Genomic DNA, 12,218 nt, shown 5'->3' on the forward strand with positions numbered 1-12,218 from the left:
GGACATATTGCGATAATCGGTCCCATGATCGAAGCGCGGCGGCTCCACATCCTCCGTGCGGTGGCCGACCACCGCACCGTGACGGCGGCAGCCGCCGCGCTGTACCTCACCCCCTCGGCGGTCTCCCAGCAACTCGCCGCCCTGGAGCAGGAGACCGGCCACCGCCTGGTCGAGCGCGGCGCCAAGGGGGTACGGCTGACCCCGGCGGGCGAGATCCTGCTCGGCCACACCAATGTCGTGCTGGCCCAGCTGGAGCGGGCCGAGGCGGAACTCGCCGCCTACGGCTCCGGCGAGGCCGGCACGGTCACCGTCGCCGCGTTCGCGACCGGCATCGCCCAGGTCGTGGCACCGGCCGTGACCCGCCTCGCGCAGCGCGCGCCCGGCATCCGGCTCCGCGTCCAGGACGCCGAGGGCGACGCCAGCCTGCCGATGGTGCTGGACCGGCAGGTGGATGTCGCGGTCGCCGTCGAGTACCGGGGCGCCCCGCCCGCCGACGACCCGCGCCTGATCCACGTCCCGCTCTACGCCGAGCCCTTCGACGCGGTCGTCCCGGTCACCCACCGCCTCGCCGGCGCCGAGGAGGTCCCCCTCGCGGAACTGGCCAAGGACCCGTGGATCGGCCCCTACCCAGGCAACCCCTGCCACGAGGTCGTCGTCCTGGCCTGCGAGAACGCCGGATTCCAGCCCCGCCTGGAACACTCCTCGGACGACTTCCGTGCGGTGGTCGCCCTCGCCTCGGCCGACGCGGGCGTCGCCCTCGTCCCCCGCTCGGCCCTGCGCGGCACGGACCTGACCGGAGTCGTCGTCCGGCCCGTCGACGGGGTGGCGCCGACCCGCCGGGTCTTCGCAGCCGTACGACGCGGCACCGAGGAGCATCCGCTGATCCGCCCGGTCCTGGACGCGCTGGCGGAAGCGGCCCGCACGTAACCTGGCTGTCTCATATCCGGGATACCTTCCCGGATATGAAACGTGACGACGAGGCCTCGGACCCCATGGGCGCCCGCCTCGGTGCCCGCCTGACCGAACTGAGGGCCCAACACGGCTGGTCCCTGGGCGAGTTGGCGGAGCGCAGCGGGATCAGCCGCTCGACCCTCTCCCGCGCCGAACGCGCCGAGACCAGCCCCACCGCGGCCCTCCTCAACCGCCTGTGCGGGGTCTACGGCCGCACCATGTCCCAGCTCCTCAGCGAGGTGGAGGCCGAGCCCGCCCCGCTGCTGCGCTCCGCCGACCAGCCCGTGTGGGAGGACCGCGCCTCCGGCTTCCGGCGCCGCTCCGTGTCGCCCCCGCACACCGGCCTGCGCGCCGAACTCGTCGAGGGCCGCCTCACGGCCGGCGCCGACATCTCCTACGACCGCCCGCCCGTCCCCGGCCTCGAACAGCACATCTGGGTCCTGGACGGCACCCTCGACGTGACGGCCCGGGACATCGAGCACCGTCTCGACACCGGCGACTGCCTACGACTGCGGGTGTGGGGGCCGACACGGTTCCGCTGCCCGGGGCCGGACGCGGTCCGCTACGTCCTGGCGGTGGTGCTCCCATGAGGACCGAGCGCCTGGACGCACCTCAAGTGCTCGCCCTGGCCGAGGAGTTGGCGGAGCTGCTGACCGACACCGTGCACGACGGGGCGTCGATCGGATTCCTCGCGCCCCTCGACCGGGCGGCGGCCGTCGCCTGGTGGCGGGAGCGCGCCGACGGGGTGGGCGCCGGGCGGCTCGCCGTATGGGCGGCACGCGACGGCGGACGGATCGTCGGCACCGTGACGCTGGCCTTCGCCGACAAGCCCAACAGCCGGCACCGCGCCGAACTGGTCAAGCTGATGGTGCACCGGGACGCCCGCGGCCAGGGCCTCGGCCGCGCACTCCTGACCGTCGCGGAGGACGCGGCGGTGGCGGCCGGCATCACCCTCCTCCACCTCGACACCGAGACCGACAGCACCGCCGAGCGCCTCTACGACTCGGCCGGCTGGACCCGGGCCGGCGTGATCCCCGACTACGCGGCGAGCCCGGCCGGGGTGCTGCGGCCGACCACGCTCTACTACAAGAAGGTGGGGGCCAGCGTACACGCTCCCACCAGGTGATTGTCAGTGCGGGCCGCTATCTTGCGTGTCATGCCGGATGCCGAAGACGTACGCCGTATCGCCCTCTCCCTCCCGGACACGACGGAGAAGATCGCCTGGAACATGCCCACGTTCCGGGTCGCCGGGAAGATGTTCGTCACCGTGCCCGAGGAGGAGACCTCCATCGCCGTGCGCTGCCCGAAGGAGGAGCGCGACGAACTCGTCCTGGCCGAACCCGACAAGTTCTGGGTCGCCGACCACGAGGCGGGCTTCGCCTGGGTCCGGGCCCGGCTCGCCGCGCTGGACGGCGAGGAGGAACTGCGCGACATCCTCGCCGACTCCTGGCGCCAGGCGGCCCCGCCCCGACTCCTCGACTCCTACCCGGAGTTGGGCCTGCCCTCCGCCGACTGAGCCGCCGGAGGCGGTGGGCCGGTCTCAGTCCCGCGCGCCGCCGGGCCCGCGCCCGACGAAGCCGTCGACGCGTGCGCGCAGGGTCCGGGCGTCGAGGCCGTGGGCGGCCAGGTGCTCCTCCACGGTGCCGTAGCGCCGCAGTTCGGGACGGGCCACGCCCAGGCCCAGCACCCGGTGGGGCACGTCGGCGAGCGCGTCGTTCGCGGCGGCCGTCGAGGTGCCGGCGAGGTACGGCTCGACGAGGACCACGTCCGTCCCGGCCGTCCGCGCGGCCCGGCGCAGCGCCGCCGCGTCGAAGGGCCGTACGGTCGTGGCGTACAGGACGGTGACGTCGAGGCCCTCGGTCGCGTCGAGAACGGCGTCGAGCATCGGCCCGACCGCGACGACGACACCGGCGCGGCCCTCACGGACGGTGAGGAAGCCCGCGCCGTCGACCGGGAGGGCGTCGGCGTTCGACTGCGTGGAGAGCCGTACGTACACCTTGTCGTCGCCCGCGGCGACCGCGTGGCGCAGCAGGGTCTCGGCCTCGTCGGGGTGGCCCGGTACGTGCACGGTCCAGCCGTCGAGCGTGTCGAGGAGGGCCACATCGCCCGGAGCCATGTGCGTCAGCCCGCCCGCGGGCCAGTCGAACGAGGCCGCCGCGCTCACCAGCACCGCGCCGACGCCCTGGTGCCCGAGGTCCAGCTTGACCTGCTCGAAGGGCCGCTCGACGAGGAAACTGGCGAAGGTGTGCAGGACCGGCCGCATGCCGGTCAGCGCGAGTCCCGCGCCCGCCCCGACGAGCAGCTGCTCGCGGATGCCGACGTTGATCACCCGGTCCGGGTGGCGCTGCTGGGCCTCGGTGAGAGTGGCCACGCCGATCTCGGCGAGGACGACCGCGACGCGCGGATCCTCGTCGAGCAACCGGGAGACGACCGGGGCGAAGCGGTCACGCATGGTGTCCATGGAGAGAAGCCCTTCCTGAACTCTTGGAATCCTGAACTCTTGAACTCTCGGATTTTTGAACCGCGTTGAGGGGGCGGGCGACTAGGCGGACTTCGGTTCCACCCGGGCCACGACCGCGTGAGGCCGGCCCGGATGCGGCGCGGTGAAGGCGGCGTACAGCGCGTCGTGGTCGCGGCCGTCGACGCTCACCGTCGACCAGCCCGCGGCCTCGAAGCGGGCGGCGATGCCACCGGGCCGGGCGTGCGTGGCGGAGGAGTTGTCGACGACGACGGTGTGCAGCCGGTCCAGTGCGGCGGGCCCGGCGAAGGCGATGGCCTCGTGGTTGCTGCCCTCGTCCAGCTCGGCGTCCCCGACCAGCACCCAGACGCGGGGTTCCGTGCGCCCCTGGGCGCGCAGTCCCAGCGCCGTCCCCACGGCGATCGGCAGTCCGTGCCCCAGCGACCCGCTGCCGATCTCGGCGCCCGGCACCAGCATCCGGTCGGGATGGTGCCCGAGCGGGGAGTCGTACGAGCCGAAGTCCGCGAGCCAGTCCACCGGGACGAATCCCTTGGCGGCCAGGACGGCGTAGTACGCCATCGGCCCGTGCCCCTTGGAGAGCAGGAACCGGTCCCGCTCCGGGTCGCCCATGCGGTCCGGGCCGACCCGTAGCACCCGGTCGTAGAGCACCCACAGCACGTCCAGCGTCGAGGTCGCCGCCGGGCCGTGCTTCTCGTCGCCGGTCATCAGGCCCATCAGCCGGGGCAGGTCGCCGTGGGTGTACGGGCGGTGGTGTTCCGTGGTCGTGGTCATGCGGACGATCGTGCAACCTCAACCAAACTTCAGGTCAAGCGCCGCGGGGAGGGACCCGCCGCACGGCGGCCCCCGACAAAGGCGTGCGCGATCACCGACGTGAGTGCGGTATTGTTTCCATGCGCGTTCGACCAGGGGAAACCCCAGGTCAGACGGGCAACGGGACGTGGCGCAGCTTGGTAGCGCACTTGACTGGGGGTCAAGGGGTCGCAGGTTCAAATCCTGTCGTCCCGACTGGATGCAGTCGTGGATCAGGGCCGGTTTCGGAGAAATCCGAAACCGGCCCTCGATCATTTTCGGGGACCAGACGGGGACCAGACGAGGGCCGGGTGACGACCGGCTGAGGTGTGCGGGAGGAGGGTCCGCCCCGGCCGCCGGGGAGGAGGCCGGCCGGCTGCCGGGGCGGAGTTGAGGGGCCCGGACTTCGCCGGGGCGGGTCGATGGTGACCCCGCCGGGCGGTCGGTGTCCGGGCCGGTGGGCCTGCCGCGGTCGTCAGATGCGGCCGGCGCCCGCCAGGGTCTGGGTGGGAACGACCACCTTCAGGCCCAGTACGCCCAGGTCGACGCTGCCGTCGGACTCGGCGTACCAGCGCCAGTGCGCCCCGGGGACGTCGCCGACCGTGAGCACGATCCAGCCGCCGCCGTCGGCCGAGGTCAGGTCCACGAGCGTGCGGGCCTCCTCGGCGGTCGGCGGGTCCAGGAGGACGACGAACCCGGTGACCTCGCCCGTCCGGGCCGCACCCCGTACCAGACCGACCCCCAACTCCTCGGCGGTGTTGAGGACTTCGTCGGGAGCCCGGCCCTTCACATCGGTCACCGCGCGGACCCGCACCAGACCGTTGAGGCCCGGCAGGGCGCCCGCGCTCGGGTCCACCGACACCACCACCGTGCGCTGCTGCGGAAGTTCCAGCAGGCCCCGGGCGAGTGCCGCGACGGTGTCCTGGGCGACCACCAGGTCACCGCAGACGCTCAGCGCGCCGTTGATCTGCCCGAGGTCGACCATGACCTGCGCGTCCCGCTCGCCCACGCCGACCCGGGCCAGATGCGGCATGGCCAGCCCAGGGTCGGCCGACAACTCGCCCTCGACCACGGACGGCAGGCCCGTGCGCTCCCAGCGGGTCGGGGCGAGCGCGGTCCACGGCGCCGGGGCGTGGCCCGCGCCGGAGACCGAGGCGAGCAGCTTGGTGGGCTCCGCCAGGACGCTGTACACCCGTACCGGGCGGGCCGTCTCCGACACGGTCACCGGCACGATCTCCCGCAGCGCCTGACGGACCATCACCGGAGTGCGGGTGTCCGCCGCCAGGCGGCGGGCCAGCGCACCCCGCCGGCGCCGTCGCAGGGCCAGTGCCATGCCCCTCGGCAGCCGGGGGCGCAGGACCCGGCCCGCCCGGGCCGCACCGGAGCCGGTGGCGCGCGCGGCCCGGCCCAGCGGGCGCCGCGCGACGATCATCACGGTCAGCGCGGTGACCCCGGCGATGCCGCCGACCAGCAGCGGCATCGAGATCCCGCCGGTCACCGACGCGAGCGGTCCGCTCGCCTTCGCGGCCTTCGCGGGCGCCGTACTCGGAGCGGTCGACGACGTGCCCTGTCCAGAACCCGTGGACTTCGACTGCGGCAGGACGCCGACCTGGACGCCGGAACCGGCCGCGTCCTCGGGGAGGATCAGCGCGAAGCCGGGCTGGAGCTGGTCGGGGCTGACGAACACGGAGTTGTCCGGCAGCAGGCGCCCGCTGTTGAGCACCAGGATCTCCTCGAAGCGGTTGCCGTCGCCGAGGGTGCGCTGGGCGATGTCGAACAGCGTGTCCGGCTTGCCGCCGTTCTGCTTCGGCGACCGGACGACGTAGAACTTCGTCACCTCGTCGGCCAGCAGCACGTGTCCGGGCGGTTGCGGGACCGCCGCCTGGGCGGGCGCGGGCAGTGCCATCCAGGTGACGAGCGCGAGCGAGCACACCGCCACCGCCTGTGCCGTCCTGCGCTGCATGTCCGTCCGCCGGACCCGATTCGTCGCCGCGGGTGCGTCTCGCATCTTTCTCGTCCTCCTCCGTCAGGGGCGTCGACGCGCGGCTGGGAGCGCGTCGGCCGTCACACGCGTGGAGTGGCCGGTCGGTTCAAACTCTCTGAACCGTTCCGTGAGTTGGGCCGTGCTCAGGGCGCCGAACGAACGAGAAGCGGGGAGGCGTGGAGATGGCACGACGGCACACCACTGGCTGGGAGGTCCTGGGGTTCGCGAACGACCCCACCCCCGGTGATCCGGACGCGATCCGGACGCTGGCCAGGACGTATCAGGATCTTGGTGACGGCGCGGGCGAGGCCGTCGACCTGTTGGCGGGTGACGGCGCGATCCGGCAGGGCAAGGGCAAGGCGATGGACGGCCTCCGGGAGAAGATCAACAAGGATCTGCCGGGGATGCTGGCGAAGACCCGGGACTCCTTCCGGCACGCGGCCGAGGCCTACACCACGTACGCCGACACCCTGACGAACGCCCAGGACATGCTGGACCGGGCGATCGACGAGGGCCAGGAGGTGGAGGCGACCGCCAAGTCGGACGTACCGACGCTGGCCGCCGACGCCACCCCGGACCAGGTGCAGGCGCACGACACCCAGCAGGGCCAGGTCGACGAGGCGAAGAGCCGGCTGTCGGCCGCCGAGGCGCTGGGCCGGGACGCGGAACGGCTGCGCGAGGACGGCTCGCGCCGGGCCTCCGTCATCCTGGACGAGGCGGCGGCCGAGGCGATCCCGGAACGCAACATCCTGAAGAAGTTCGGCGACTTCCTGGCGGACAACCCGTTCGTCGAGATCATCGCGGGCATCATCGTCGGGATCGTCGCCGTCTTCTTCCCGTTCGTGGGCGTGCTGCTGGGCGCGGCCCTGCTGGGCGCCTCGCTGATCCGGATGGCCTCGCAGGGCAAGTTCGACGCGGGCGACATCATCATCGGCATCCTGACGCTGGTGCCCGGCGGTGTGCTGCTCGGCGCGCTCGGCAAGGTCGGCGGGGTGGTCACCAAGCTGGCCAAGCTCGCGCCGGTGCTGGCCAAGCTGGGCAAGGGCGCCGGGACGATCTCGGGCGCCCTGGCGAAGATCATCGAGAGCTCGACGCTGTTCCGGAAGGTCATCAGCCCGCTGGGCAAGGGCCTGGTGGGGCTCGGCGCCAACCCGGCGCTCGCGGCCCTCGGCAAGGCCGGGATCGACGTGGGCACCGAGTTCACGCTCGGGTTCGCGGCGGCCGGGATCACGGCGGCGGCCGACGGCAAGAAGTTCGACCTCGGGCCCGCCGCCATCGGCTCGCTCATCGGCGCCGCCTCGGGCGGTGTGCTCTCGCTGTTCGGCGGGACCAGGTTCGCCAACCGGTTCAAGGACGCCTTCACCACCAAGGGCAAGTTCAAGAGCAACATCGACAAGGCGTTCTCGACGGAGAGCCTCGGCTTCACCAACGGCAAGTTCAAGGCCACCGACATCTTCCACGTCAACGGCAAGGAGCTGCCGCAGAAGTCCGGCTTCCACGGCATCAACGGCTCGACCACCTCGGAGCCCGCCACCGGCATCCTGAAGACCAAGGCGACCACCCCGGACGGCACCAAGACCGAGGGGAAGATCACACCGGCCGGCGGCACCTCGGTCCCGGGCGACGGGGGACGCGTCGACGACCTGCCCTTCTCGCCGGCGAAGTCCTCCACCGGGGTCAAGACCACCACCCCGGACGGCTTCACCTCGGAGACCAAGAACGGCGCGAACACCATCAAGTCGCCGGCCGGGGACGCGATCTCCTCCAACGGCACGACGACGAAGATCGACACCCCGGTGCCCGGCAAGGGCGCGAGCCCGGTCAACACCGAGCTGAAGCCGAACGGCGACTTCACGACCTCCGGTTCCTTCGGCAGCGTCGACCACTCGAACGGCGTGACGACGATCAGCTCGCCGGGCGCCGACGGCCAGGGCACGACACCGCAGTTCACCCTCAACGGCCACGAGATCTCCACGTCGGGCGGTGTCGGTGTCACCGACCGCCCCGACTTCGGCGGGGTGCACGCGCCCGGCATCTCGGTGGACAACCAGAACGGCGTCCACTCGGTCTTCAACACCTCGCACCCGGACGGCACCGCCGTCCCGGTCATCACCCACAATCCGGCCGACGGTTCCGTCAACGTCAACCTCGGCACTACGACGTTCTCCGCGGACTCCGGGAACCTCGGCCACGGGGTGTCCTTCCCGGACGGCTCGCACGCCTCCGTCGACAACGGCGGCACCGTGCACTTCGACAACGGCGGCCCGGGCGGGCAGGGCGTCACGGTGCCGCCCCCGCACACCAACCAGCCGGTCACCGTCACGGACGGCGGCACCACGACCCACCTGAACCCGGGCGGCGGCGCGACCGTCAACGCCCCCGGGCACACCACCACCCTGGACAACAACGGCTTCACCGTGAACACGGGGGGCGCCAACCCCGACACCGTGCAGTTCCACGGGAACACCGGCACCCTCGACGTCACCCCGGGCGGCGGCGGGCACGCACCGGTCACCGTGCACCCGGGCGGCGACATCGCGGTCGGCGGGATCACGACCGACCACACCACCGGGGGCGGCAGCGCGACCAACGGCACGCACACGGTCGACTTCGACCCGGCCGGCTTCACCGTCAAGGGCGCCGACGGCAACGGGTTCGGGGTCGGCCGGGGCGGCGACTTCAGCGTGGACGGCATCCACCACACCCCCGGCGAGGGCGTCACCGCGGGCGGCACCACGGTGCGGCCGGACGGCAGCGCGGTCATCCAGCACGACGGGCAGCGCTTCGACGTCGGCGCCAACGGCCAGATCACCGCCCACCCGACCGGCGGCACCCCGGGCGTCGAGGGCGCCCCGCAGCCCACCGCCGCCCAACCGGGCGTCGAAGGAGCCCCGCAGCCCACCCCCGGCAACCCCGTCAGCATCGGCAACACCACCGTCAGCGTGGACGGCGACGGCGGACACACGGTGACCGTCCACGGCCAGAACGGTGCCACGGTCTCGGTCAACAACGGCACCACGACCCTCGACCACGGCCCCGTCCAGATCAGCCACGGCCCGAACGGCACCACCGGCACCACCGGCGGGGCCACCCCCGTCCAGATCACCCACGGCCCCGACGGCATCGCCACGGTCACCCACGGCGGCACCACGGTCAGCACCGGCGCAGACGTCCCGACCACCGTCGACCACGGCCCGCACGGCACCGGCCAGCCGCCCGCGGTCACCGTCACCCCGGGCGCCGACGGCCACCCGACCACGGTGACCACCGCGGACGGCAGCAACTCCACGCTGACCAAGACGGGCGCCCACACCGATGTCGACGGCGGCAACGCGGCGAACGGCAGCGTCGGCCCGGACGGCACGATCAGCACCTCGGCCCCCGCCGGCGCCAACACCACCGTCGACCACGGGCCCCACGGCACCGTCGCCACCGACAACGGCAGCCCCTTCGCCGTCGACGACGCGGGCACCGTCACCAACGGCAACGTCACCGTCCACCCGGACGGCGAGGGCGCCGCCACCATCGCCGACATCGGGGACAACGGCGCGGACGCGACACTCACCCCGAACGGCATCGACACCCAGGGCGTCACGACCTCGGTCGACGGCGACGGCGGCATCGTCTTCACCCACCAGCCGGACGGCGGCGGCCCGGTGCTCAGCACTGTCACCGTCGACACCGACGGCGGCCTCACCGCCCACGGCCCGGACGGCTCGGCGGCCACCCTGCCGCCGACCACCGTCCAGCACCCGGGCGGCGGCGTCGGGGCGAACCCGGAGAAGCCGACCGTCATCAGCGAGGGCGGCAACGTCGTCACCTCGGACGGCACGACCATCACGCACTCCGACGGCGGCTTCACCACCACCGTCACCGACAGCCCGAACGGCCCGGTCACCACCACCGTCCAAGACACCTCCGGCGTCGGCCACACCATCGACGGCAACGGCCAGGCCACCGTCCACAACTCGCCCTCCGGCGCCGAGATCACCGGCACCAACACCCAGGTCACGGTCAACACACCGCCGGAGGAGGGCCCCGGCCTGTTCGGCCACCACGCGGACGTCACGGGCGGCGAGAACACCCTGTCCAACGGACCGAACGGCCCCACCATCACCACCAAGGGCGCCGACCCGATCGCCGAGCCCGGCAGCGTCGTCACCCACGACACCGCCCCCGGTCACGAGGGCGAGTTCACCACCACCTACGGACCGGCCCAGGGCACCTTCGGCCCCGGCGGCGTCCAGCACCTCGGCCCCTCCGGGACCCACCTCGACCCGAACACCCACGTGCCCATCGACACCGCGGGCCGCCCGATCGGCAACGGCCCCGGCCAGACCCCGATCAGCACCATCCACGGCGACGGCGCCAGCGGCGTCACCCTCACCACGCCCGGGGGTGGCCCCAGCGTGTCCCACGAGGGCTTCGTCGGCGGCAAGACCACCGTGGACACCGGGCACGTCACCGTCACCAAGACCCCCAACGGCCGGGAGAACGCGGGCACCGCGGGCCAGAAGTCCGGTGTCGTCGACGGCCCGCTCAACCCCACCACCGACACCCCGCCGCACGGCCCGGAGACGTTCACCGTGGGCGGCAAGAACGGCGGCCCCAGCGTGGACGTCCCGGTCGGCGGCAGTGGCAAGTCCACCGTGCACGGCGGCGACTTCGACGTGAAGGCCAAGGGCGACGGCTCCTTCGAGGTCTCCGTGCCCGGCGGCGGAGGCGGCCCGGACGACTCGGTCGTCGTCGGCAAGGACGGCTCGCTGTCCGGCGCCGACGTCAACGTGCAGGGCCTGGACCCCGGCGTGCAGGGACCCGTACCGCCCCCGCACGCCACGCTCAGCAACGGCACGACGGTCTTCGCGCCGACCGAGCCCGGCACGGCCCCGAGCGCCCATGGCCCGAGCGGCTCGACCACCACCTTCGACAACAACGGCACCGCGACCACCCACCACCCCGACAGCGGTACGACCATCACCCAGCACCCCGGCGGCCACGCCACCTTCTCCAGCACCGCCGGCGGCGACACGACCACCGTGAACGTCAAGGGCGACGGAGTGAGCGGCAGCGTCACCAAACCCGACGGCAGCACCTTCGGCGTCGACGTCGGCAGCAATGGCGCCGCCAAGGTCAAGGACGCGGGCGGCGACGTCGTCACGCATGTCGACCCGGTCGGCTCGGTCAACGAACAGCACTCACCCGTCCACGAGTACTACTCGTACACCAGCAGCCCCGTGCCCCCGACCGAGACCCGCGAGTACCTCTACGAGGGCTTCACCAGCATCCTCAAGGGCGTCTTCAACCAGACCGTCAGCGGCGCCTACCAGATCGGCGTCAACCACACGAACCCGCTCACCGTGCTGGAGAACGCCGGCATCCGTATCGGCAACGGCATCGGCAGCTCGCTCGGCAACAAACAGCTGGAGAACACCTACATCTTCAAGACGAAGGGCCCGGAAACGGCTGTCTCCACCATTCCCACCAAGGTGCTCGGACAGCTGAACAACAACGCCGACATCGACTTCGCGCATTCCCACGACGAAAAGCCCGTCACCCTCTGAACCACTCCGGCGCCCCGGACGTGTGTAAGGCGCCGGACCAAGAGACGACGAAATTCCGAAACAGAAACGGGAGAATTCCGATGGCCGACTACATCGTCAATGACGAGAAGACCTCCGCCGCCTCCGCCAACACCATGAACGAGTACCAGACGGCCGTGGCCCAGCTGCAGAAGATCGCGGCGGACCTCCAGGCGCTGACCGAGGACGGCTACAACACTCCCGCCGCCAAGAAGTACTTCCTGCCCTTCGTGGACGAGTTCCGCCAGCACTACCTCCAGGTCATCGACGGCCTGACGGGCATCTCCAAGTTCCTCGACGGCGTCGGCCAGGGCTTCAACCAGCTCGACGAGGACATGGGCAGCAGCCTCAACAAGTAGGCCAGGCACACCGGCCGGGCCGGGTCCGTCCGAGCGGGCCCGGCCCGGCCGCCCGCATCCGCCCCGCATACCCCGCA

At 72.3% G+C, this 12,218-nt stretch carries 9 protein-coding genes and 1 tRNA gene; 7 read left to right on the plus strand and 3 right to left on the minus strand.

Annotation, left to right across the window (positions count from 1 at the left end):
• Positions 1–24 precede the first annotated feature (24 nt).
• From ACIQPR_RS08195 to ACIQPR_RS08210, 4 genes are read left to right on the plus strand one after another with little or no spacing between them, the layout of a single operon-like run.
• Positions 25–927 (plus strand): LysR substrate-binding domain-containing protein, encoded by a 903-nt coding sequence (locus ACIQPR_RS08195; protein ID WP_403643775.1) that lies wholly within the window; start codon positions 25–27, stop codon positions 925–927.
• Positions 928–962: 35 nt separating this feature from the next.
• Entirely contained in the window at positions 963–1,541 is a 579-nt protein-coding gene (locus tag ACIQPR_RS08200) for a helix-turn-helix domain-containing protein (RefSeq protein ID WP_403643778.1), read from the plus strand.
• On the plus strand, positions 1,538–2,077 hold the full coding sequence (locus ACIQPR_RS08205; protein ID WP_403643781.1) for a GNAT family N-acetyltransferase: 540 nt from the start codon (positions 1,538–1,540) through the stop codon (positions 2,075–2,077). Before ACIQPR_RS08200 ends, ACIQPR_RS08205 begins: the two co-directional genes overlap by 4 nt.
• 30 nt (positions 2,078–2,107) lie before the next feature.
• Positions 2,108–2,467: an MmcQ/YjbR family DNA-binding protein gene (locus ACIQPR_RS08210; protein ID WP_403643783.1), complete on the plus strand. Its 360-nt coding sequence runs from the start codon at positions 2,108–2,110 to the stop codon at positions 2,465–2,467.
• Positions 2,468–2,491: 24 nt separating this feature from the next.
• Here the strand turns inward: ACIQPR_RS08210 and ACIQPR_RS08215 are convergent, their stop codons facing one another.
• Entirely contained in the window at positions 2,492–3,412 is a 921-nt protein-coding gene (locus tag ACIQPR_RS08215; RefSeq protein WP_403643785.1) for a transketolase family protein, read from the minus strand.
• Positions 3,413–3,493: 81 nt separating this feature from the next.
• On the minus strand, positions 3,494–4,201 hold the full coding sequence (locus ACIQPR_RS08220) for a transketolase (protein ID WP_403643788.1): 708 nt from the start codon (positions 4,199–4,201) through the stop codon (positions 3,494–3,496).
• 160 nt (positions 4,202–4,361) lie between these two features.
• On the opposite strand from ACIQPR_RS08220, the gene ACIQPR_RS08225 reads away from it, so the two are divergent.
• A tRNA-Pro gene (locus tag ACIQPR_RS08225) sits at positions 4,362–4,435 on the plus strand.
• A gap of 259 nt (positions 4,436–4,694) precedes the next feature.
• Here ACIQPR_RS08225 and ACIQPR_RS08230 read toward each other — a convergent pair.
• Complete coding sequence (locus ACIQPR_RS08230) at positions 4,695–6,227, minus strand: hypothetical protein (protein WP_403643790.1); 1,533 nt, start codon at positions 6,225–6,227, stop codon at positions 4,695–4,697.
• A 158-nt stretch (positions 6,228–6,385) separates the two neighbouring features.
• Here ACIQPR_RS08230 and ACIQPR_RS08235 point away from each other — a divergent pair, with 158 nt between their 5' ends.
• Both ACIQPR_RS08235 and ACIQPR_RS08240 read left to right on the plus strand, forming a co-directional pair.
• On the plus strand, positions 6,386–11,764 hold the full coding sequence (locus ACIQPR_RS08235) for a beta strand repeat-containing protein (protein ID WP_403643793.1): 5,379 nt from the start codon (positions 6,386–6,388) through the stop codon (positions 11,762–11,764).
• Positions 11,765–11,844: 80 nt separating this feature from the next.
• Positions 11,845–12,141, plus strand: coding sequence for a WXG100 family type VII secretion target (locus tag ACIQPR_RS08240; RefSeq protein WP_393661911.1), 297 nt, complete (start codon positions 11,845–11,847; stop codon positions 12,139–12,141).
• Positions 12,142–12,218 lie beyond the last annotated feature (77 nt).

This window comes from Streptomyces sp. NPDC091280, assembly GCF_044768565.1.
Classification (GTDB): domain Bacteria; phylum Actinomycetota; class Actinomycetes; order Streptomycetales; family Streptomycetaceae; genus Streptomyces.